The organism is Streptomyces sp. NPDC030245 (assembly GCF_055572995.1).
In genome coordinates this window covers 40,294-61,608 of record NZ_JBVICF010000007.1, presented here as the reverse complement: position 1 = coordinate 61,608, position 21,315 = coordinate 40,294, and the positions used below count along the sequence as shown (strand labels likewise).

Here is a 21,315-nt window from a genome sequence, read left to right as displayed (position 1 = left end):
GCGCGGTCAGCTCCGCCGCCTCGCCCGCGCGCGTGAGGGCGCGTACGTACGCCGTCGGGTCCTCGGAGGCGAGCGTGAGCGGCGGGCGGGCGCCGCTCACCCCGAGCCCGCCGAGCGCCGCCCGCTGGGTGAGCAGGACGGCTCCGTCCGACGCGCAGGCGTCGAGCGCCACATGGGCCGTGATGTCGCGGCTGCCGTCGGGCACGGGAGCCGTCTCACGGCCCTGCCTGAAGCCCGTCAGCGTCCCGAAGGGCGGCCGGGTGTCCCGGGTGTGGGCGTAGTCGACGGCGACCGCCAGGCCCCGCGTCAGCGTCGCCACGGCCGCCGCCCACGCCTCGTCCCGCGGGCGTCCGATCTCCGCCCGCAGACCCGGCTCGGCGTCCAGCGGCCACCAGCGCGCCAGCCAGTCGGCGTCGGGGCCCTCGACGGGGCCGCCCAAGGACTCGGTGCCGCCGTCGCTCACGAGGACGCGGCGCGGGGTTCCGTCGGCGGCGACCTCGGCGATGTCCAGGGGGACGTTGTCCAGCCACTCGTTGGCGAAGAGCAGGCCCGTGACGCCGGCCGGGGGCGCGTGCCGCCACTCGACGCGCCCGTCGAGGCCCGCGGGACGCTCCGCGAGCTCCACCGCGTACGCGCGCACGCGTGCCGCCACATCCGGGGGCAACGCGGCCAGGACGCCGGCGGTCAGTTCGCCGCGGCCCGCGCCCATGTCCACGAACGCCACCTCGTCCGGGTGACCGAGCTCGGCGTCCAGGCGGGTCAGGAGGCGTGCCACGGCGCCCGCGTAGAGGGGCGAGGCGTGCACGGAGGTGCGGAAGTGCCCGGCGGGCCCTTCGGGGCGGCGGTAGAAGCCGGTGGGGCCGTACAGGGCGGCCTCCATGGCCGCGCGCCAGGCGCGCGGGGCCGGTGCGCGCGCCGCGCCGTTGTCGTTCGTCACAGACCGCAGGCTAAGGGGGCCTCCACCTTGGGGAGTACATGTAGTCGGTACGGATCGGACCTCCGGTTGACCCGGGGGCACCGCGGGGCTGCCTACGCTGGGTTACGTGCAACGCCTCTATGACTTCCTCCGCAGACACCCGACATGGGTCGACGGCTTCTGGGCCTTCGTCCTGCTCGGGATCTCCGGGATCGGTCTGATCTCCATGGCGGAGGTGGAGGGCGGCGCTCCGGGATTGGCGGCGATCCCCGTCGCGCTCGGACTTTTCGTGGTGGTCCTGCTGCGCCGACGCGCCACCGAGAAGATGCTGGTGCTCGCCGCGGTCATCGGTTTCCTCCAGCTCGTCCTCGACGTGGAGACGATGCCCGCGAACTTCGCGATGCTGGTGATCGTCTACACCGCCGCGGCCGACGGGGAGAGGTGGGCCTCCCGCTTCGCGCTGGTCGCCGGTCTGTGCGCGGCTCCGCTCTCGATGATGCGCTGGCCCACGGAGAACACCGGCACCTTCGGCCTCATCCTCTTCACGATGTTCCAGATCGTGCCCTTCGCGCTCGCCTGGGTCCTCGGCGACTCCATCCGGACCCGCCGCGCCTACCTCGCCCAGCTGGAGGAGCGCGCCGACCGCCTGGAGCGGGAGCGCGAGGCGCAGTCGAAGGTCGCGGTGGCGGCCGAGCGGGCCCGCATCGCACGGGAACTGCACGACGTCGTCGCGCACAACGTGTCCGTGATGGTGGTCCAGGCCGACGGCGCCGCGTACGTCCTGGACGCCGCGCCCGACCAGGCCAGGAAGGCCCTGGAGACCATCTCGGGCACCGGCAGGCAGGCGCTGGCCGAGATGCGCAGGCTGCTCGGTGTGCTGCGCACCGGCGAGCCCGAGGAGAGCGGCGAGTACGTCCCGCAGCCCGACGTCGAACAGCTCGACGAGCTCATCGAGCAGGTGCGCACCGCCGGGCTGCCCGTCGACTTCAAGGTGGAGGGCACCCCGCGCCCGCTGCCCAGCGGCGTGGAGCTCACCGCGTACCGCATCGTGCAGGAGGCGCTCACCAACACCCGCAAGCACGGCGGCGAGAACGCCGGGGCGAGTGTGCGGCTCGTCTACTTCGACGACGGCCTCGGACTGCTGGTCGAGGACGACGGCAAGGGCGCCCCGCACGAGCTGTACGAGGACGGCGGGGCCGACGGCAGGGGGCACGGGCTGATCGGCATGCGGGAGCGCGTCGGCATGGTCGGCGGCACGCTGGACGCGGGGCCGCGCCCCGGCGGCGGGTTCCGGATCAGTGCGCTGCTGCCCCTCAAGCCCGCACACTGAGAACGCCCGCGCCCTGAGCCACCACTGAGCCTCCGAGCCACCGAACCTTCCGAAGGGACTCCCCCTTGATGTCCATCCGCGTGATGCTCGTCGACGACCAAGTGCTGCTGCGCACCGGGTTCCGGATGGTGCTCGCCGCCCAGCCGGACATGGAGGTCGTCGCGGAGGCGGGCGACGGCGTCGAGGCCCTGGAGGTGCTGCGCGCCACCAAGGTCGACGTGGTCCTGATGGACGTCCGCATGCCGAAGCTGGACGGTGTGGAGACGACCCGCCGCGTCTGCCAGGGGCCGAACCCTCCGAAGGTGCTGATCCTGACCACCTTCGACCTCGACGAGTACGCCTTCTCGGGGCTTAAGGCGGGCGCGTCCGGTTTCATGCTCAAGGACGTGCCCCCGGGGGAGCTGCTCGCCGCCATCCGCTCCGTGCACAGCGGCGACGCCGTCGTCGCGCCGTCCACCACGCGGCGGCTCCTCGACCGTTTCGCGCCGATGCTGCCGACCACCGGCGGCCAGCCGCAGCTCAAGCAGCTCGAACGGCTCACGGACCGGGAGCGCGAGGTGATGATCCTGGTCGCGCAGGGCCTGTCGAACGGCGAGATCGCGGCGCGGCTCGTCCTCTCCGAGGCGACCGTGAAGACGCACGTCGGCCGCATCCTGACGAAGCTGGGCCTGCGGGACCGGGTGCAGGTGGTGGTCCTCGCGTACGAGACGGGTCTGGTGCGGGCCGGGGGCGCTTCATAGCCCGCAGCACGCCTGGCGCAGTACGCCCTAGCGCAGGACGCCCTCGATGAAGTCGCTGCCCAGGCGGGACACGACGCTGATGTCCAGCTGGTGCTGGACATAGCGGCCGCGGCGGCGCGTGGTGATCAGCTCCGCCTTCTTCAGGACGCTCAGGTGCCGGGATATCTCCGGTGCGGTCATGCCGTGCGCGTCGGCCAGCTCGCTCGTCGTGTACGCCCCGCGCGCGAGGTGGCGGCACAGGCGCATCCGCACCGGGTGGGCGAGCGCGGACATGCGGCGGGTCAGCTGCTCCACGGTGGGCGGGTGGGTGAGGCCCGGGGCGCTGATCGGATACGTGATCGATGCCTGCCAGCCCCTGCGGTGCAGCACCCACAGATGCGGCCACCCGAGGCTGGTCGGGACGATCACCAGGCCTCCCGAGCCGGTGGTGGTGCGCCCCACGGTGATCTTGTCGACGGTGATGAGCTGCGCCTGCTCGTCCAGGGACACCGCTCCGGAGATGGCCTTCAACGCCTCCGCCAGCCCCTTGCGGCGCAGCAGCTCGGTCTTGTGGCGGGCGTCCGCGGCCAGTTGATGGGAGACCCGGGCCCAGGTGTCGGCGAAGAACGCCTCGTCGCAGTCCTCCATGAGCGTGCGGAACCACGCGCGGACGGCCGGCGGGTCGTCGAGCAGCCGCTTGGTGAAGCGCACCTGGTGCGGGCCGCGGGCGGCGGCGAGGTCGAGGGCGCGGCGCTGCACGGCGGGGTCGGCGAGGAGCTTGCGGTCCGGCTCCGCGTACGTCGACTGGCAGGTGAATTCCAGGGCCGCGTCCACGAACTGTTCGTCGGTCAGCTTGTCCAGCTGGTCGAGCTCCTCGGCGAGCGTGGCCCCAGGGAGGGCGCTCTGCCCGGGGAGGCCGGCGAACGGTGCGAAGACGTCGGAGAACGTCGTGCGCCACAGGAAGTCGGCCTCGCACATGCGGTCCGCCAGGCGCGGGTCCAGGCGCGTGGAGACGGCCGTCGCCCAGCCCTGGAGGCCCGGGTGGTGGCCCGGCTCGGACAGTGCGTGCAGCGCCATGCCGAGCTCGGACAGGGGCGAGGGGACGACGTGGATCCGCTCCTGGGGCAGCCCGCTGATGTCGATGCTCACGCTCATGGCCCCATGGTGCACCTCGCCACCGACAGCGCGGCCGACGATTGACGAGCGCCGTCAATCGGCGCGACGCGGGCGGGGCGGCGGGAGCAGGCTGTAGTCATCGCCGAAGCCGCTGACGCCTTCGGCCCCCTTCTCCTCGTCGACCACCCCGGGCCCGGGATTCCCGCGGCCATGCGCTGTCCGTTAAGTACTATTCATCCTGAAAGGTGAACCGTCATGAGTGTCACCCAGCAGTACCTCCTCGACGCCTACCGCGCCGCCCAGCACGGCCGCCCGACGCCGCCCGCGCCCGGCGCGCACGACTGGCAGGCCGTCCGTGAGATCCGCGACTACGGCCGGTTCCGCGCCGTCGTGGCGGAACGCCCCGCACGCGGCAGGATCCGTGCCGCCCTGGCCCGGCTCGCCCGCGGTGGCCGGCTCAGCGGGGGATCCGTCGCACGAACTCCGCGACCGCTGCACTGACGTCGTCGGCCGTCCACTTCAGGCCCTCCTCGGTCACGGTGACCTCCGTGACCGAGAGGCCGGGCGGCCCGTCGGGGAACCAGCGCCCGAAGAGCAGCGTGCCGGTCTCCTCGGCCTGCCCGAGACCGGCAAGGTTCAGTACGTCCGGCGCGTACGGCAGCCACACCTGGAACTGATGGGTGCACGGGCGCTCCGGGTGCACGCGCGACCAGGGCACCCCGGCGGCCGCGAACCCGTCCCGCAGCGCGTCGGCGACCACGCGCGCGTGGGCGACGTACTCGGGCAGCCGGGGCAGCGTGTTCTTCAACCCGAGAAGAGCCGACACCGCGGTCGGGAACTGCTGGAAAAGCTGGCCTCCGTAGCGGTGGCGCCACACCCTCGCCTCCTCCACGAGCGTGCGCGGACCGGCCAGCGCGGCGCCGCTCAGCCCTTCGAGCGACTTGTAGAACGACACGTACACGGAGTCGGCGAGCCCGGCGATCTCCGCGAGTCCGCGGCCGAAGTGCGGCGTGCACTCCCACAGGCGGGCACCGTCGAAGTGCACGACAGCGTCCCTCTCGCGCGCCGCCGCCACGACCTCCACCAGCTCCTCCCACTCCGGCAGGACGAAACCCGCGTCCCGGAGCGGCAGTTCGAGCATCAGCGTCCCGAAGGGCTCCTCGAAGCCCCGCACCTCGTCCGCGGCAGGCAGCCGCGGCTCACCCGTCGGATGTACGGTGCGCAGCCCGCTGACCACCGAGAAGGCACCCTCTTCGTGGAGCTCGGGGTGCGCCCTCGGATGGAGCGCCACCGTCGCGTTGCCCGTACGGCCCGCCCAGCAGCGCAGCGCGACCTGCTGCGCCATGGTCCCGGTCGGGAAGAACGCGGCGTCCTCCTTGCCGAGCAGGCGCGCGACCTCGCTCTCCAGGGTGGCGACGACACCGTCGCCGTAGAGGTCGGTGGCGTCGTCGGGGCCGACCACCTCGGGGGCCGCGGCCGCCAGGGCCGAGAGCCGCTCGGTGAGCGGGGTGAGCAGGACGGAACGGTGCAGGGTGCGGGTCGCGCCCCGAGCCGCGGCACGTCGGCGGGCCGCCTGCTGCTCCTCGGTCGCGTCGGCCGACTGCTGCTCTTCGGCTGTGTTGGGGGAGGTCATTGTCCGAGCATGGCCCCTCCGCCGCCACCGGTCATATGAATAACCACAGCCTGTGGACAGCGGAAGACGCGGCGCCAACCAATCGCGTTAGCATGACGAGAAATCGTCCGGTACCCCGAGCGGACTGGAACGGAAGGCGCCGCCGCGTGAACGCATCGCATCAGCCAGACCCGCGGGACCGCCCCGCGAGGCTCACCGTGGGAGTCGTGGGAGCGGGCCGTGTCGGCCCCGCGCTCGCCGCGTCGCTGCAACTCGCCGGGCACCGCCCGGTGGCGGCGTCCGGCGTCTCCGACTCGTCGGTGCGGCGGGCCGCCGCGCTGCTGCCCGACGTCCCCCTCGTCCCGCCCGCCGAGGTCCTCGACCGGGCCGACCTGGTGCTCCTGACCGTCCCCGACGACGCCCTGCCCGGCCTCGTCGAGGGCCTCGCGGAGACCGGTGCCGTCCGCCCCGGCCAGCTGCTCGTGCACACCTCGGGGAGGTACGGCACCAGGGTCCTGGAGCCCGCCCTGCGCGCCGGCGCCCTGCCGCTGGCCCTCCACCCCGCCATGACGTTCACCGGCACCCCCGTCGACGTACAGCGCCTGGCCGGCTGCTCCTTCGGTGTGACCGCCCCCGAGGAGCTGCGGCTCGCCGCGGAGGCCCTGGTCATCGAGATGGGCGGCGAGCCCGAGTGGATCGCCGAGGAGAACCGCCCGCTCTACCACGCGGCCCTCGCCCTGGGCGCGAACCACCTGGTCACCCTGGTCGCCGAGGCCATGGACCTGCTGCGGGACGCGGGCGTCGCGCAGCCGGACCGGATGCTCGGCCCGCTGCTCGGCGCCGCCCTGGACAACGCGCTGCGTTCGGGCGACGCGGCGCTCACCGGCCCCGTCGCGCGCGGTGACGCGGGCACCGTCGCCGCCCACGTCGCCGAGCTCCGCAAGCACGCCCCGCAGACCGTCGCCGGCTATCTCGCGATGGCCCGCGCCACCGCAGACCGCGCCCTCGCCCACGGCCTGCTCAAGCCGGAGCTCGCCGAGGACCTCCTCGGCGTGCTGGCCAACAGCGCGGACGGCGGCACCTCGCCCGAAGGAGGGCCCCGATGACCGGCCCGACCAGCACGAACCCCACCCTTCTGCACACCGCGGACTCCCTGCGCGCGCGCACGCGTGCGGGCCGTCGCGCCGTCGTCATGACCATGGGCGCCCTCCACGACGGGCACGCCTCGCTGATCCGCGCCGCCCGCCGCGCCGCGGGCCCCGAGGGCGAGGTCGTCGTCACGGTCTTCGTGAACCCGCTCCAGTTCGGAGCGGGTGAGGACCTGGACCGCTACCCCCGCACCCTCGACGCCGACATCAAGATCGCCGCACAGGCGGGCGCGGACACCGTGTTCGCCCCCGACGTGGACGAGGTCTATCCGGGAGGCGAGCCGCAGGTCCGCGTCACCGCCGGCCCCATGGGCACCGTCCTCGAAGGAGCCACGCGCCCCGGCCACTTCGACGGCATGCTCACCGTCGTCGCGAAGCTGCTGCACCTCACCGGGCCCGACGTGGCGCTGTTCGGGCAGAAGGACGCCCAGCAGCTCGCCCTGATCCGCCGCATGGTGCGCGACCTGAACTTCCCCGTGGAGATCGTCGGCGTCCCCACCGTGCGCGAGGAGGACGGCCTGGCCCTGTCCAGCCGCAACCGCTACCTCGCCCCGCAGGAGCGGCGCACCGCCCTCGCCCTCTCCCAGGCCCTCTTCGCGGGCCGCGACCGGCACGCCGCGCAGGAGGCCCTCCGCGCGCGGGCCGCCAGCGCACCCGCCTCACGCGCGCGTGCCGACGCGCTGAACGCCATGGGCGAGTCCCGCGCGGCCGCCGACGCCCACGCCGTGGCGGAGTCCACGGACCCCACAGCGGCAGGCGGGGGCCCCGCCGCCGTCGTCGCGGCGGCCCGCATCGTCCTCGACGAGGCGGCGCGCCTGAACCCCCCGCTGGAGCTGGACTATGTCGCGCTGGTGGACCCGGCCGACTTCACCCCGGTCCGCCCCGGCCACACCGGCGAGGCGGTCCTCGCCGTCGCCGCCAAGGTCGGCTCGACGCGACTGATCGACAACATCCCGCTGACGTTCGGAGCCGCCGTATGAGTGCCACCGGAATACGGCTGCATGCCCCCGCCCCCGGCTGGTCCCTCGACGCCGACGTCGTGGTCGTCGGCTCCGGAGTGGCCGGCCTGACCGCCGCCCTGCGCTGCGCGGCCGCCGGACTCAAGACCGTCGTGGTGACCAAGGCCCGCCTGGACGACGGCTCCACCCGCTGGGCCCAGGGCGGCGTCGCCGCGGCGCTCGGCGAGGGCGACACCCCCGAACAGCACCTGGACGACACCCTCGTGGCCGGCGTCGGCCTGTGCGACGAGGAGGCCGTCCGCATCCTCGTCACCGAGGGCCCCGACGCCGTGCGCCGCCTCATCGAGACCGGCGCCCACTTCGACACCGGCCCCGAAGGCACCATCGAGCTGACCCGCGAGGGCGGCCACCACCGCCGCCGCATCGCGCACGCGGGCGGCGACGCCACCGGCGCCGAGATCTCCCGCGCCCTCGTCGAAGCCGTCCGCGCCCGCGGCATACCGACGGTGGAGAACGCGCTGGTGCTCGACCTCCTGACGGACGCCGAAGGCCGCACCGCCGGTGTCTCCCTGCACGTCATGGGAGAGGGCCAGCACGACGGCGTGGGAGCCGTCCACGCCCCCGCGGTGGTCCTCGCCACCGGCGGCATGGGCCAGGTCTTCTCGGCCACCACGAACCCGTCGGTCTCCACGGGCGACGGCGTCGCGCTCGCCCTGCGCGCGGGCGCCGAGGTCTCCGACCTCGAATTCGTGCAGTTCCACCCCACGGTGCTCTTCCTCGGGGCGGACGCGGAGGGCCAGCAGCCGCTGGTCTCCGAGGCCGTCCGTGGCGAGGGCGCGCACCTCGTGGACGCCGACGGCGTGCGCTTCATGGCCGGACAGCACGAGCTCGCCGAGCTCGCGCCCCGCGACATCGTCGCCAAGGGCATCACGCGCCGCATGCAGGAGCGGGGCACCGAGCACATGTACCTGGACGCGCGGCACTTCGGCGCCGACATGTGGGAGAACCGCTTCCCGACGATCCTCGCCGCGTGCCGCGCCCACGGCATCGACCCGGTCACCGAGCCCATCCCCGTCGCCCCCGCCGCGCACTACGCCTCCGGAGGCGTCCGCACCGACCGGCACGGCCGCACCACCGTCCCCGGTCTGTACGCGTGCGGGGAGGTCGCCTGCACCGGCGTCCACGGCGCCAACCGCCTGGCCTCCAACTCCCTCCTCGAAGGCCTCGTCTACGCCGAGCGCATCGCCGCCGACATCACGGCACGCCACGCGGAGAACGCCCTCCACGCGCGCGTGCCGGTCCCCGTCACCCCGTCCGAGACGCCGACGCACCCGCTGCTGCCCGCCGAGGCCCGCTTCGCCATCCAGCGCGTCATGACCGAGGGCGCCGGAGTCCTCCGCTCCGCCGCCTCCCTCGCCGAGGCCGCGGCACGCCTTGCCCGCATCCACGCCGAGGCCGCCGGGGCGCTCGCCGAGCACGGCAAGACGGCCGAGCCCGGCGTCGACACCTGGGAGACCACCAACCTCCTGTGCGTCGCCCGCGTCCTGGTGGCCGCCGCCCAGCGCCGCGAGGAGACCCGCGGCTGCCACTGGCGCGAGGACCACGCCGACCGCGACGACGCGGCCTGGCGCCGCCACATCGTCGTACGCCTGAATCCCGACAGGACACTGGCGGCGCACACCACACAGACCCCCGACTTCCCTCCGACCCGTCCCAGTCCCCAGGAGCAGTGACCGTGAGCACCCCCGACGACCTCCCCCTCGCCGCCCCCGCAGCCGCCGGTGGCTGCGGCGACGCCTGCGGCTGCGGCGGGGACGACGCGTTCGACCCCCTGGAGTGCGGCCTCGACCCCGCTCTCGCACGGCTCCTCGCCGAGGCGGGCCTCGACCCCCTCCAGATCGAGGACATCGCGCACATGGCCATCGAGGAGGACCTGGCCGGCGGGGTGGACGTCACCACGGCCGCCACCATCCCCGAGGACGCCGTGGCCACCGCCGACTTCGCCGCGCGCGAGGCGGGCACCGTCGCGGGCCTGCGCGTCGCCGAAGCGGTCATGTCCGTGGTGTGCGAGGAGGAGTTCGAGGTCGAGCGGCACGTCGAGGACGGCGACCGCGTGGCGGCGGGCGACGTCCTCCTCAGCGTCACCACCCGCACCCGCGACCTGCTCACCGCCGAGCGCAGCGCGCTGAACATCCTGTGCCGCCTCTCCGGCATCGCGACCGCCACGCGCGCGTGGGCGGACGCGCTCGACGGCACGAAGGCGAAGGTCCGCGACACCCGCAAGACGACGCCCGGCTACCGCGCCCTGGAGAAGTACGCGGTACGCATGGGCGGCGGCGTCAACCACCGCATGTCGCTCTCCGACGCCGCCCTGGTCAAGGACAACCACGTGGTCGCCGCGGGCGGCGTGGCACAGGCCTTCAAGGCCGTGCGCGAGCAGTTCCCCGACGTGCCGATCGAGGTCGAGGTCGACACGCTCCACCAGCTGCGCGAGGTCGTCGACGCGGGCGCGGACCTGATCCTCCTGGACAACTTCACGCCGGGCGAGACGGCGGAGGCCGTCGCGATCGTCGCCGGCCGCGCCTTCCTCGAATCCTCGGGCCGTCTCACCCTGGAGAACGCCCGGGCGTACGCGGAGACGGGCGTCGACTACCTCGCGGTGGGCGCCCTCACGCACTCCTCGCCGATCCTCGACATCGGACTCGACCTGCGGGAAGCGGTGCGCGACTGATGCTCCTCACGATCGACGTGGGCAACACCCACACCGTCCTCGGCCTCTTCGACGGCGAGGACATCGTCGAGCACTGGCGGATCTCCACCGACGCGCGGCGCACCGCCGACGAACTGGCCGTCCTGCTCCACGGCCTGATGGGCATGCACCCGCTGCTCGGCGACGACCTCGGCGACGGCATCGACGGCATCGCGATCTGCTCGACGGTCCCCTCGGTCCTGCACGAACTGCGCGAGGTCACCCGCCGCTACTACGGAGACGTCCCCGCCGTCCTCGTCGAGCCCGGCATCAAGACCGGCGTCCCGATCCTCATGGACAACCCCAAGGAGGTCGGCGCCGACCGCATCATCAACGCGGTGGCGGCGGTCGAGCTGTACGGGGGCCCGGCGATCGTCGTCGACTTCGGCACCGCCACGACCTTCGACGCGGTCTCCGCGCGCGGGGAGTACGCGGGCGGGGTGATCGCCCCCGGCATCGAGATCTCCGTGGAGGCCCTCGGCGTACGCGGCGCACAGCTCCGCAAGATCGAACTCGCCCGCCCGCGCAGCGTCATCGGCAAGAACACCGTGGAGGCCATGCAGGCGGGCATCCTGTACGGCTTCGCGGGCCAGGTCGACGGCGTGGTGAACCGCATGGCACGCGAGCTCGCGGGCGCGGGGGGCGACCCCGACGACGTCACGGTGATCGCCACGGGTGGTCTGGCCCCCATGGTCCTCGGCGAGGCCTCGGTCATCGACGAGCACGAACCGTGGCTGACGCTGATCGGGCTCCGGCTCGTCTACGAGCGGAACATCTCCCGCGCCTGACCGATAGCCGACGCTTCGTGTGCACAACCCGCCCCCTTCTGCGAGAGTCTGCGCTGGGACGGGGACTTGGGCTGTGTGGGGCGGACTGGGACGGATGAGGCGCAAGATACGACTGAGGGCTGCGGTGGTTGCGGCGGCGCTGGTGGTGGTGGCCGGTGGCCCGGCGACGACGGCCCGGGCGGTTCCGCCTTCGCCGGCGGTGGCCGGGGCGGGGGCGGGGGTGTTGCCCTGGCTCGCGGTGGCAGCAGTCGCTGCGCTGGGCATAGGGGCGGTCGCCTACGCCTTGGCCCGCCGCCGCCCGGACTGACCCCGCCAACGGGGCCTGCCTCCTCCCTTCCGCAGGGGCGGGTGAGTGTGGTTGCCCCGCGCCGCCCCGCAGGGGTAGGAGCCCCAAGCCCGCCGCTCCGCGGCGGATGTTTCCCACCCACCCACCCGTTTGCCCCGCGACGTCCAGCGGGGGTAGGGGCGGGGTGGGTGGGTCTGCCCCGTGACGTTCTGTCGGAGTAGGGGCGCCAAGCCCGCCGCTTCGCGGCGGATGTTTCCCACCCACCCACCCACCCGTTTGCCCCGCGACGTCCAGCGAGGGTAGGGGCGGGTAGGTAGGTGTGGCCCGTGACGTTCTGCGGGGGGAAGGGGCGCGGCGCCCCCCACCGGCCGGGCAGCCGCAAGCGCGCCGGAGGGGACGTGGGGGTATGTGCGAACGGAGCACCGAGCGCACTGTGGCGTCTTTGGGCTTGAGGCGTGGCGCAGGGATGGCGAGTACGCACATACCCCCGCGGCCCCGCTCCACAGACGAACAGCAGGCGCAGGCCCCAGGCCACCGCACCCCCGCCCCCAGCGAGTGGCGTTAAGCCGATTTTGTCCGATTGGCGCGTATCGTCAGTCCATGCCCACGCCATACGGATCCCGGGGCGGCATGGCCTTCGGTGCGGAGGAGCTGCGTGTGCTCCGTCGCGCCCTGGCGCTCGCCCTGCACCCCAGCCCCGTCCGCGACGCGGATGTCCAGGACTGTCTCCGGCTCGCCGAATCGGTCGACGAAGCGATGCGCGAGGGCGCCCGGCTGCGCGCCTTCCTGATGGCCGATCTGGCCCGCTACCGGGCCGCCCTGCCCGGCACCGCCTCCGGCTACCTCGCCCTGCTCGACGACGCCCTCGCCGCCGGCTACCAGCCGGGCGCCGACGACCTCGCCGCGCTGCGCGCCCTGCGCGGCAACCCCATCGCGGCCGCCCTGCTCGACCGCTGCCGCGCCCTCGCCGAACGAGCCGTCCGCGCCCGCCTCGCACGCCGCACCGTCCCCACCGCCATCCCGGCCCCCACCCCCGCGTCCACCCCCACTGCCAGTCCCGTGCCCATCTCCATCCCCGCCCCCGCCTCCCGCGCCCGCCTCCACGCCCTCCCCGGAGGCTTGAATGGGAACGGGAATGGGAATGGGAACGGGCCCGAGCGCCCGGTCAGCCCCGAGCCGCCCCGCCCCGTGCCCACCCCCGCCGAGGTCTTCCCGCCGAAGCGCCGCCCGGAGGCTCCCGCACCGACGCCAACGCAGACGCCCGCGCGAACGCCCGCGCCGACACCCGCCGACCCGGCGCACCGGCTCGTCGCGGGCTAGCTACCCTGGGAGGCATGGACTACGTTTCCGCGCTCGTGCCCCCCGTAGTGATGGCCGTGTTCTTCACGGGGCTCATCGTGACGATCGTGAAGACCCAGGGCGGCGCCAACAAGGCCAAGGAGGACGCGGCCGTGGACGCCGCGATCTCCCGCGCCGAAGCCGTCAGCCAGACTCCGCAGAACACGAAGGCCACCGGGGCCACGGGCAGCGCCTGAGCCTGAGCGCCACCGCAGGCCCGCACGGCCTGCACACGGCCGGCCCGCACACCCCGCGCCCCCCGGCGTACGACTCGACGCACCATTCGAGTCGTACGCCCTTTTTGTTGCAGAAATTAGTGGTACGCCACGTCCCTCACGCATCACGCCAATAGTGACGTCTCCCACTATTGTTCTGCTGTGCCTCGTCCATTGGGAGAACTCGAAGACTCAGTCATGACGCGGGTGTGGAAGTGGAACCGCCCCGTGACCGTTCGAGAAGTCCTGGAAGACCTTCAGCAGGAACGGTCCATCGCGTACACCACCGTGATGACCGTTTTGGACAATCTCCATCAGAAGGGCTGGGTGCGCCGCGAAGCGGAAGGCCGCGCCTATCGATATGAGGCGGTCTCCACTCGTGCTGCCTACGCAGCCGCACTGATGAACGAAGCCTGGTCGCAGAGTGACAACCCCGCCGCCGCACTGGTCGCCTTCTTCGGCATGATGTCGGAGGAACAGCGGGAAGCGCTCAGCGACGCGATGCGTATCGTCCAAGGCCCGGAGAACGCCGGGAACGCCGGGAACGCCGCGAACGCCGGCAACCCCGGGATCACGGGGAACCCGGGGAACCCGGGGATCGCGCTGAACCCCGACTCCGCCGAGCGCGAAGCAGAGCGATAGCGTCCGCTCATGCCAGCAGAGGTCCCCGAACGGCCCGAACGACACGAAGACAGCGATCGGCCCGAACACAGCGAACGATCCGAACGATCCGAACGCAACGAACTCCGCGAACTCAGTGCAAAAGCGGTCTCCGTCCGCAGGGCGCGAACCTCCGATGTGCCGGCCGTGCGCCGCCTCCTCGACTCCTACGTCCGCGAGCGCATCCTCCTGGACAAAGCGACGGTGACGCTTTACGAGGACATCCAGGAGTTCTGGGTCGCGGAACGCGACGACAACGCCGAGTTGGTCGGCTGCGGCGCTCTGCACGTGATGTGGGAAGACCTCGCGGAAGTGCGCACCCTCGCGGTGAACCCCGAGGTCAAGGGTGCCGGAGTGGGGCATCAGCTGTTGGGCAAGTTGTTGCAGACCGCCCGCTGGCTCGGCGTGCGCAAGGTTTTCTGTCTCACCTTCGAAGTCGACTTCTTCGCGAAGCACGGCTTCGTGGAGATCGGCGAGACTCCGGTCGACGGAGATGTCTACAGCGAGCTCCTGCGTTCCTATGACGAGGGTGTCGCGGAGTTCCTTGGCCTCGAACGAGTGAAACCGAACACCTTGGGCAACAGTCGGATGCTTCTGCATCTGTGAGCGTCCGCGAGCATCTGCGATCGGGTGATCGTCCCGGCAGTCCCGACCGTATTCCGGACCGCCCCGCGCCGTGGTGGGCTATGTCCGAAACGCGCATGTTTCCAGGCTTCCAGGGGTCCCCTGTCTCTCCCAGGGGTTTGTGTTTTTCCGGCAAAAGCGGTTTGCTTTCCGACGTACTGCAGTACTGCATATAACAGGGGCCGGTGAATCGCGGCGTGCGTCGCGTGGTCCGGCCTCACAGTTATCGATGAAAGGAAATCCGGTGGCACAGAAGGTTCAGGTCCTTCTTGTCGATGACCTCGACGGTGGCGAGGCGGACGAGACCGTGACGTTTGCGCTGGACGGCAAGTCCTACGAGATCGACCTCACCACGGCCAACGCGGACAAGCTCCGTGGCGCCCTTGAGGACTTCGTCAAGGCAGGTCGGCGCACCGGGGGCCGTTCGAGCGGCCGCGGCAAGACGCGTACGGCGGCGGCGAGCGGCGGCCAGGACACGGCCGCGATCCGCGCCTGGGCGAAGGAGAACGGTTTCGAGGTCAATGACCGCGGCCGCGTTCCCGCGTCCATTCGTGAGGCCTATGAGAAGGCCAACGGCTGACGGTTGCGACGCCGCAGCCGGACCCGGTGGCAGTGTGTCGCCGCCGTGTCCACCAGTCGTACGAGACCGGAGCCCACAGCGGGGTCGCTGTGGAGCGCAGTCCCGCCTCCCCCCACCCCGGGCAGGGACGGCAGCGCAGGCAGCGTCGGCTCCACCTCACAGCCGGGCTCCGGGGGTCGCAGCCAGACGGCGGCCCCCCGTGAGCCGCACCACCCCGGGGGAGTGGGCGCCTCGATCCACCCACCCGCCCCGACCGCGGTGAGGCCGAGGGGGATGTGTCCCCACTCCAGCCAGTCGAGCAGCCCCGGCAGCTCCTCGGCGCTGCCCGCGCCCACCAGGAGGCGCATCGTTTCCCCGCGCAGCGCCACCGGGGCCTTCGGCCCGAGGTGGCGCAGCGCCGCGCGGCCCGCCTCCGCCGGCAGTTCCAGGACGTCGAAGCGCAGGCCGGTCAGGAGCCGCACCGGGCCGGGCCCGGGGGCGGTCGCCCAGCCGAGCTCGTTCTCGTACCACTGCCGCACCGGGTCGCTCTGCTCGAAAGGCGCTCGGGGCTGAGGAACTGTGGGGGCCATGTCCGGGCAACAGCCGGAGGGGCGTCCGGGTTACGCAGTGTGGTGGCGTAGATGCGGTGCGTATGCGGTAGGGGGGCGTGAAGGCGTGTTCGGCGGTGCAAGAGTGTTCGCCCGTAGCGGAGGGAACCGGGGCGCGCCGCATGGACTGTCAGTCCTTACGGGTAAGACATCCCTAGTGGGAGGGGGCGACACGCGGTCCTGGGCATGTCACGTTCGCCATCGGCGTAGTGATGGTGGGGGTAACTGCCTGGCCTGCGGGAACATCGTCTCGCACCATCGGGTTGGAGCAGTTGTCGGCGTTCGGGGTCAGGAGATCCTCCGAGTTGGGGTCCGGGTGTCGGCAGATGGAATGAGCGGTCCCCGCTTGCGGGACTAAGCTGCGGAAGGACAGGGAGGGGACCGACCCCTTTACTGCCTGACCGCTCTGAGGAGCGATTAACGATGTTCGAGAGGTTCACCGACCGCGCGCGGCGGGTTGTCGTCCTGGCTCAGGAAGAAGCCCGGATGCTCAACCACAACTACATCGGCACCGAGCACATCCTCCTGGGCTTGATCCACGAGGGCGAGGGTGTCGCCGCTAAGGCCCTGGAGAGCCTCGGGATTTCGCTCGAGGCGGTCCGCCAGCAGGTGGAGGAGATCATCGGGCAGGGCCAGCAGGCTCCGTCCGGGCACATTCCCTTCACCCCCCGTGCCAAGAAGGTCCTGGAGCTCTCGCTCCGCGAGGCCCTTCAGCTGGGCCACAACTACATCGGCACGGAGCACATCCTGCTCGGCCTGATCCGTGAGGGCGAGGGCGTCGCCGCCCAGGTCCTGGTCAAGCTGGGCGCCGATCTCAACCGGGTGCGGCAGCAGGTCATCCAGCTGCTCTCCGGCTACCAGGGCAAGGAGACCGCCACCGCCGGCGGTCCTGCCGAGGGCACGCCCTCCACGTCCCTGGTCCTCGACCAGTTCGGCCGGAACCTCACCCAGGCCGCTCGTGAGTCCAAGCTCGACCCGGTCATCGGGCGCGAGAAGGAGATCGAGCGGGTCATGCAGGTGCTGTCCCGCCGTACGAAGAACAACCCGGTCCTGATCGGTGAGCCCGGCGTCGGCAAGACCGCCGTCGTCGAGGGTCTCGCCCAGGCCATCGTCAAGGGCGAGGTGCCCGAGACCCTCAAGGACAAGCACCTCTACACCCTGGACCTCGGCGCCCTGGTCGCCGGCTCGCGCTACCGCGGTGACTTCGAGGAGCGCCTGAAGAAGGTCCTCAAGGAGATCCGCACCCGCGGCGACATCATCCTGTTCATCGACGAGCTGCACACGCTCGTGGGTGCGGGTGCCGCCGAGGGCGCGATCGACGCGGCGAGCATCCTCAAGCCGATGCTGGCCCGCGGTGAGCTCCAGACCATCGGTGCCACCACGCTCGACGAGTACCGCAAGCACCTGGAGAAGGACGCCGCGCTTGAGCGCCGCTTCCAGCCCATCCAGGTCGCGGAGCCGTCGCTGCCGCACACCATCGAGATCCTCAAGGGCCTCCGCGACCGGTACGAGGCGCACCACCGCGTCTCCATCACCGACGAGGCGCTGGTGCAGGCCGCCACCCTGGCCGACCGGTACATCTCGGACCGCTTCCTGCCCGACAAGGCGATCGACCTGATCGACGAGGCCGGCTCCCGGATGCGCATCCGCCGGATGACCGCGCCGCCGGACCTCCGCGAGTTCGACGAGAAGATCGCGGGCGTCCGTCGCGACAAGGAGTCGGCGATCGACTCGCAGGACTTCGAGAAGGCGGCCTCTCTCCGCGACAAGGAGAAGCAGCTGCTCGCCGCGAAGGCCAAGCGCGAGAAGGAGTGGAAGGCCGGCGACATGGACGTCGTCGCCGAGGTCGACGGCGAGCTGATCGCCGAGGTCCTCGCCACGGCGACCGGTATCCCGGTCTTCAAGCTGACGGAGGAGGAGTCCTCCCGTCTGCTGCGCATGGAGGACGAGCTCCACAAGCGCGTCATCGGCCAGAAGGACGCCGTCAAGGCGCTCTCGAAGGCGATCCGGCGTACGCGTGCGGGTCTGAAGGACCCGAAGCGTCCCGGTGGCTCGTTCATCTTCGCGGGCCCGTCCGGTGTCGGTAAGACCGAGCTTTCCAAGGCGCTCGCCGAATTCCTCTTCGGTGACGAGGACGCGCTGATCTCCCTCGACATGTCGGAGTTCAGCGAGAAGCACACGGTCTCGCGTCTCTTCGGTTCGCCCCCCGGTTACGTGGGTTACGAAGAGGGCGGCCAGCTGACCGAGAAGGTCCGCCGCAAGCCGTTCTCGGTCGTCCTTTTCGACGAGGTCGAGAAGGCCCACCCGGACATCTTCAACTCGCTCCTTCAGATCCTGGAGGACGGTCGCCTGACCGACTCCCAGGGCCGGGTCGTCGACTTCAAGAACACGGTCATCATCATGACGACCAACCTCGGCACCCGTGACATCTCGAAGGGCTTCAACCTCGGCTTCGCGGCCCAGGGCGACACGAAGTCCAACTACGAGCGGATGAAGAACAAGGTCAGCGACGAGCTGAAGCAGCACTTCCGCCCGGAGTTCCTGAACCGCGTGGACGACGTCGTCGTCTTCCCGCAGCTCAGCCAGGACGACATCCTCCAGATCGTCGACCTGATGATCACCAAGGTGGACGAGCGCCTCAAGGACCGGGACATGGGCATCGAGCTCTCCCAGTCCGCGAAGGAGCTGCTCGCGAAGAAGGGTTACGACCCGGTGCTCGGCGCGCGTCCGCTGCGGCGCACGATCCAGCGCGAGGTCGAGGACACCCTCTCCGAGAAGATCCTCTTCGGCGAGCTGCGTCCCGGCCACATCGTGGTCGTCGACACGGAGGGTGAGGGCGACACCGCCACGTTCACCTTCCGCGGCGAGGAGAAGGCGGCGCTGCCCGACGTGCCGCCGATCGAGTCGGCCGCCGGTGGCGGCGCGGGCCCGAACCTGAGCAAGGAGGCGTAGCCCGCACAGGGCGCGCCACAGGGGCTGCCCCGGAACTGTTTCGTACGGTTCCGGGGCAGCCCCTTTTTCGTACGCCCGTACGGGAGCGGGTCGCCGTCAGGCGGTGATCGTGACGCCCTCCGGTACGTTGCGCACGCGCGGCAGGCGCGGGTTGACGCGCAGGACGCGCAGGGCGGGGAAACGGGCCAGCCACGACATGTCCGGGTCGGGCAGCTCCGCGTTGAGCCACAGATGGGTGAGCCGGTCGGGGACCAGGCCGGCGAGGAGTTCGTCGGTGCGCATGACGCCGGCCACCTGGATGCGGGGCCGCCCGCCGAGGCCGCGCAGGGCGGCGAGCTCGGCGGCGTCGGAGACGGGGAAGTACAGGTCCTCGGGGGAGAGGTGGGCGATGATCTCGCGCGCGTACCGCTCGGTGTCGAAGTGCCGCCAGGGGCGGGCCAGCTCGGTGCGGATGGCGAGCGAGGTGCGGGTGCGCAGCCGGGCGAGGTAGTCGATGGCCGCGTCGTCCTGGACGCGGGTCGCGGTGATGGCGAGGAGCAGCGCCTGCTGGTCGCCGGGGATCTGCTCGGGGTCCGGCAGCTGCTCCAGGACGATGGGGCCGACCCAGCCGAGGCTGCGGGCGCCCTGTTCGGTGGTGGGGCGCACGAGGTTTTTCGTGCGGCGGTGGACGAGCTCCTGGATGGCCGGGTCCAGCTCGCTGACGTGTTCGAGGCAGGCGGCGGCCATCAGGCGCCGGTGGTTGACGTGCGGCCTGCGCAGGCCGGGGGCGGCGGCAAGGAGGCGCTCCAGGAACCGGGCGCATTCGTCGGGGCGGGCGTGGGCGGCGGCCATGCGGATGACCTCCTCCCACTCCGGCTGGTGGGCGTGGTCGACGAGGGTGTCGAGGTCGCCGCGGGCGACGATCTCCTTGGCTGCCAGGTAGTCCTGGAAGGTGCGGTGGATGAAGTCGACGGAGACCCCCGCCTGTTCGCGCAGCAGCCCGGTGCGGTGCAGCAGATGGCGGAAGATCTTCTCACCATCGCCCGCGGCGCGGGCCGAGGGGATCGCGGGCAGCGCGTGGTTCAGGACGTCGACGACGCGGCGGCGCGGCAGCTCCGAGAGGCCCTCGTCGAGCATGGCGTGGGCGAGCTTGCGCAGGAGCAGTTCGCGGGCGCCCTGCTGGAGCCGTACGTCGTCGGCGTAGAGCACGTCGCGTTCGGGGTCGCGGCGTTGCAGGAGCATCTCCAGGGCGGCGTCGTAGAGCTCTTTGCGGCCCTTGGGCAGGGAGCCCGAGCGGTCCCGGTTGAGTGCGCATATCAAGCCGCACATCAGGGGGTTGGTGGCGAGCTGGCGCAGTTCGCGGTAGATCCGTACGGAGTGCAGCAGGCGCTGCTCGTACTCCTTGAGGGAATCGGTGTCCTGGCCCGCGTCGCTCATCGCCGCGGTGTGCCAGTCGCGGATGAAGCGGGTGACCTGGTCGCGGGACATCGGGGCCAGCGACAGCTCGGTGAAGCCCTCTTCGGCGAGGCGTTCCTGGGCGAGCCAGCCGTCCTCCACGGCGGAGGGCCGCGAGGTGACCAGGCAGGCGGTGCCGGAGAAGATGCGCAGGAGGCGGCGGAGCTGGTCGCGCAGGGCGCCGCGGGTCTCCTCCGGGGCTTCATCAATCCCATCGACGAGGAGCAGGGCGCGGCCCGCGAGGAGGGTGCGGACGACCCAGCCCTCGGGCGCCCGGCCTGCGAGCGGGTGGCGGACGGCGCGCAGGAAGTCGTCCGGGGCGGGGAAGCCCTCGCGGGCGAAGCGGCGTACGGGCAGGACGAACGGCACGCGGGCGCCCTCGCGGGCGGCGGCGACGGCGAGCCACTGCACGAGGGTCGTCTTGCCGGAGCCCGCGACGCCGCGCAGCAGGACCCGCTCGTGGCCCTCCAGGGCCCGGTCGGCGAGCAGGACGGTGCGCTGCTGCCCGCCCGCCCCCGCCACCGGGCCGCCGCTGTTCTCCTCCGCCTGGAGGCTCAGATAGGTGTCCTCCAGGGGCCAGCGGTCGGGCGCGTGCGCGAAGTCGACGCCGACGATGGTCAGCCAGCCGTGCTGGCGCAGCACCTCCTGGGCGTACGCGGCCTCGAAGTCGGCGTCCTCGCGGGAGGGTTCGGGCCGGCGGGCGACGGCCACCTCCGCGTCGTTGAGGTCGACGAGCTGGCGGATGCGGCTGGCGCGCTCGGGCATGTGCCGCTGGATGTACGGGGAGCGGCGCACGAGGTGGTGCAGGATGTGCAGGCAGACGGCGACGAGCAGTTCGTCGTGGAACCAGGCGGCATCGGGGGTGAGGCGGCGGTCGGCGCCCTGGACGGCGCCGCGCAGCCGCCGGGCGTAGTCCTGCGGGCCCAGGCGCACGGCGTCGGCGTCGGTGAGGTCGAGCTCGCCGATGGCCAGCAGGGTGCGGGTCAGGACGTCGGCGACGGCGGGGAGCTCGGCGGTGGGCGTGGTGTGCGTCTCGGCGGCGAGCTGGATGAAGTCGGCGGCGGTGCGGTGCACGTCGTCGGGGTCGGCGGTGGCGTCGGGGCCGCGCCAGGTGGTGAGGGCCGCGATCAGGTGGGGGGTGGTGGGCGGCCGGGGCGGGACACGGAAGAACCGTTGCACGAGGGGCATGGCGAGGGCCGAGGGGGTGCGTACTACGGGCTCCATGGGCATCGGGTCCCTGGGGTCGGGTCTTGCCGTATGGCCTCGGGCCGGCCGGGCGCCCTCGGCTTCCGTCATGCGACC

Annotated in this window: 19 protein-coding genes; 14 read left to right on the top strand and 5 right to left on the bottom strand. The window is 72.1% G+C overall.

The annotated features are described in order from the left end of the window. A partial coding sequence (locus ACZ4Z4_RS19825; RefSeq protein WP_468329429.1) for an SAM-dependent methyltransferase occupies positions 1-880 on the bottom strand: 880 nt, incomplete at its 3' end. A 163-nt stretch (positions 881-1,043) separates the two neighbouring features. Here ACZ4Z4_RS19825 and ACZ4Z4_RS19820 point away from each other — a divergent pair. Both ACZ4Z4_RS19820 and ACZ4Z4_RS19815 read left to right on the top strand, forming a co-directional pair. Beyond that, positions 1,044-2,246, top strand: coding sequence for a sensor histidine kinase (locus ACZ4Z4_RS19820; protein WP_468328586.1), 1,203 nt, complete (start codon positions 1,044-1,046; stop codon positions 2,244-2,246). Positions 2,247-2,314: 68 nt separating this feature from the next. After that, positions 2,315-2,986: a response regulator transcription factor gene (locus tag ACZ4Z4_RS19815; protein WP_468328584.1), complete on the top strand. Its 672-nt coding sequence runs from the start codon at positions 2,315-2,317 to the stop codon at positions 2,984-2,986. A 27-nt stretch (positions 2,987-3,013) separates the two neighbouring features. Here the strand turns inward: ACZ4Z4_RS19815 and ACZ4Z4_RS19810 are convergent, their stop codons facing one another. Then, positions 3,014-4,120: a DUF5937 family protein gene (locus ACZ4Z4_RS19810; RefSeq protein WP_468328582.1), complete on the bottom strand. Its 1,107-nt coding sequence runs from the start codon at positions 4,118-4,120 to the stop codon at positions 3,014-3,016. A gap of 216 nt (positions 4,121-4,336) precedes the next feature. Here ACZ4Z4_RS19810 and ACZ4Z4_RS19805 point away from each other — a divergent pair, with 216 nt between their 5' ends. After that, positions 4,337-4,582 (top strand): hypothetical protein, encoded by a 246-nt coding sequence (locus tag ACZ4Z4_RS19805; RefSeq protein ID WP_468328580.1) that lies wholly within the window; start codon positions 4,337-4,339, stop codon positions 4,580-4,582. On the opposite strand, the gene ACZ4Z4_RS19800 is transcribed toward ACZ4Z4_RS19805, so the two are convergent. Next, positions 4,539-5,714, bottom strand: a complete 1,176-nt coding sequence (locus ACZ4Z4_RS19800) for a threonine aldolase family protein (RefSeq protein WP_468328578.1) — start codon at positions 5,712-5,714, stop codon at positions 4,539-4,541. The two genes, ACZ4Z4_RS19805 and ACZ4Z4_RS19800, sit on opposite strands and share 44 nt — an antisense overlap. A gap of 146 nt (positions 5,715-5,860) precedes the next feature. Here ACZ4Z4_RS19800 and ACZ4Z4_RS19795 point away from each other — a divergent pair, with 146 nt between their 5' ends. From ACZ4Z4_RS19795 to ACZ4Z4_RS19750, 10 genes are all read left to right on the top strand, one after another. Further along, a complete protein-coding gene (locus ACZ4Z4_RS19795) occupies positions 5,861-6,799 on the top strand; it encodes a Rossmann-like and DUF2520 domain-containing protein (protein ID WP_468328576.1) in 939 nt (312 codons plus the stop codon). Further along, positions 6,796-7,821, top strand: coding sequence for a pantoate--beta-alanine ligase (panC, locus tag ACZ4Z4_RS19790; RefSeq protein WP_468328574.1), 1,026 nt, complete (start codon positions 6,796-6,798; stop codon positions 7,819-7,821). Before ACZ4Z4_RS19795 ends, panC begins: the two co-directional genes overlap by 4 nt. Next, positions 7,818-9,533 (top strand): L-aspartate oxidase, encoded by a 1,716-nt coding sequence (locus ACZ4Z4_RS19785; protein ID WP_468328572.1) that lies wholly within the window; start codon positions 7,818-7,820, stop codon positions 9,531-9,533. The genes panC and ACZ4Z4_RS19785 overlap by 4 nt, the downstream gene beginning before the upstream one ends. 2 nt (positions 9,534-9,535) lie before the next feature. Further along, positions 9,536-10,531, top strand: coding sequence for a carboxylating nicotinate-nucleotide diphosphorylase (gene nadC / locus ACZ4Z4_RS19780; RefSeq protein ID WP_468328570.1), 996 nt, complete (start codon positions 9,536-9,538; stop codon positions 10,529-10,531). After that, positions 10,531-11,337 carry a type III pantothenate kinase gene (locus ACZ4Z4_RS19775; RefSeq protein ID WP_362997195.1) on the top strand — a complete coding sequence of 269 codons (807 nt, stop codon included), beginning with the start codon at positions 10,531-10,533 and terminating at the stop codon, positions 11,335-11,337. Before nadC ends, ACZ4Z4_RS19775 begins: the two co-directional genes overlap by 1 nt. 886 nt (positions 11,338-12,223) lie before the next feature. Further along, positions 12,224-12,943, top strand: coding sequence for a hypothetical protein (locus tag ACZ4Z4_RS19770; protein ID WP_468328568.1), 720 nt, complete (start codon positions 12,224-12,226; stop codon positions 12,941-12,943). Between the two features lie 14 nt (positions 12,944-12,957). Continuing rightward, complete coding sequence (locus ACZ4Z4_RS19765) at positions 12,958-13,158, top strand: hypothetical protein (protein WP_468328566.1); 201 nt, start codon at positions 12,958-12,960, stop codon at positions 13,156-13,158. 180 nt (positions 13,159-13,338) lie between these two features. Next, complete coding sequence (locus ACZ4Z4_RS19760) at positions 13,339-13,818, top strand: BlaI/MecI/CopY family transcriptional regulator (RefSeq protein WP_468328564.1); 480 nt, start codon at positions 13,339-13,341, stop codon at positions 13,816-13,818. 9 nt (positions 13,819-13,827) lie between these two features. Further along, positions 13,828-14,442: an amino-acid N-acetyltransferase gene (locus ACZ4Z4_RS19755; protein ID WP_468328562.1), complete on the top strand. Its 615-nt coding sequence runs from the start codon at positions 13,828-13,830 to the stop codon at positions 14,440-14,442. A gap of 262 nt (positions 14,443-14,704) precedes the next feature. Continuing rightward, the gene (locus tag ACZ4Z4_RS19750) at positions 14,705-15,040 is read left to right on the top strand and encodes an Lsr2 family protein (RefSeq protein WP_398302523.1); all 336 of its coding nucleotides are present in this window, start codon (positions 14,705-14,707) and stop codon (positions 15,038-15,040) included. Here the strand turns inward: ACZ4Z4_RS19750 and ACZ4Z4_RS19745 are convergent. Further along, the gene (locus tag ACZ4Z4_RS19745; protein ID WP_468328560.1) at positions 15,019-15,609 is read right to left on the bottom strand and encodes an SCO3374 family protein; all 591 of its coding nucleotides are present in this window, start codon (positions 15,607-15,609) and stop codon (positions 15,019-15,021) included. The genes ACZ4Z4_RS19750 and ACZ4Z4_RS19745 overlap by 22 nt on opposite strands. A gap of 441 nt (positions 15,610-16,050) precedes the next feature. Here ACZ4Z4_RS19745 and ACZ4Z4_RS19740 point away from each other — a divergent pair, with 441 nt between their 5' ends. Further along, positions 16,051-18,579, top strand: coding sequence for an ATP-dependent Clp protease ATP-binding subunit (locus tag ACZ4Z4_RS19740; protein WP_362997179.1), 2,529 nt, complete (start codon positions 16,051-16,053; stop codon positions 18,577-18,579). A gap of 96 nt (positions 18,580-18,675) precedes the next feature. Here the strand turns inward: ACZ4Z4_RS19740 and ACZ4Z4_RS19735 are convergent, their stop codons facing one another. Further along, positions 18,676-21,237: an NACHT domain-containing protein gene (locus ACZ4Z4_RS19735; protein WP_468328558.1), complete on the bottom strand. Its 2,562-nt coding sequence runs from the start codon at positions 21,235-21,237 to the stop codon at positions 18,676-18,678. Positions 21,238-21,315 lie beyond the last annotated feature (78 nt).

What these genes read in the sequence shown, in the direction of transcription:
- ACZ4Z4_RS19815 (WP_468328584.1), top strand. Translation starts at nt 2,315, where the DNA reads ATGTCCATCCGCGTGATGCTCGTCGACGACCAAGTGCTGCTGCGCACC.
- ACZ4Z4_RS19765 (WP_468328566.1), top strand. Translation starts at nt 12,958, where the DNA reads ATGGACTACGTTTCCGCGCTCGTGCCCCCCGTAGTGATGGCCGTGTTC.
- ACZ4Z4_RS19735 (WP_468328558.1), bottom strand. Translation starts at nt 21,237, where the DNA reads ATGGAGCCCGTAGTACGCACCCCCTCGGCCCTCGCCATGCCCCTCGTG.
- ACZ4Z4_RS19740 (WP_362997179.1), top strand. Translation starts at nt 16,051, where the DNA reads ATGTTCGAGAGGTTCACCGACCGCGCGCGGCGGGTTGTCGTCCTGGCT.
- ACZ4Z4_RS19800 (WP_468328578.1), bottom strand. Translation starts at nt 5,714, where the DNA reads ATGACCTCCCCCAACACAGCCGAAGAGCAGCAGTCGGCCGACGCGACC.
- ACZ4Z4_RS19775 (WP_362997195.1), top strand. Translation starts at nt 10,531, where the DNA reads ATGCTCCTCACGATCGACGTGGGCAACACCCACACCGTCCTCGGCCTC.
- ACZ4Z4_RS19810 (WP_468328582.1), bottom strand. Translation starts at nt 4,120, where the DNA reads ATGAGCGTGAGCATCGACATCAGCGGGCTGCCCCAGGAGCGGATCCAC.
- ACZ4Z4_RS19785 (WP_468328572.1), top strand. Translation starts at nt 7,818, where the DNA reads ATGAGTGCCACCGGAATACGGCTGCATGCCCCCGCCCCCGGCTGGTCC.
- ACZ4Z4_RS19745 (WP_468328560.1), bottom strand. Translation starts at nt 15,609, where the DNA reads ATGGCCCCCACAGTTCCTCAGCCCCGAGCGCCTTTCGAGCAGAGCGAC.
- ACZ4Z4_RS19755 (WP_468328562.1), top strand. Translation starts at nt 13,828, where the DNA reads ATGCCAGCAGAGGTCCCCGAACGGCCCGAACGACACGAAGACAGCGAT.
- ACZ4Z4_RS19770 (WP_468328568.1), top strand. Translation starts at nt 12,224, where the DNA reads ATGCCCACGCCATACGGATCCCGGGGCGGCATGGCCTTCGGTGCGGAG.
- ACZ4Z4_RS19805 (WP_468328580.1), top strand. Translation starts at nt 4,337, where the DNA reads ATGAGTGTCACCCAGCAGTACCTCCTCGACGCCTACCGCGCCGCCCAG.
- panC (WP_468328574.1), top strand. Translation starts at nt 6,796, where the DNA reads ATGACCGGCCCGACCAGCACGAACCCCACCCTTCTGCACACCGCGGAC.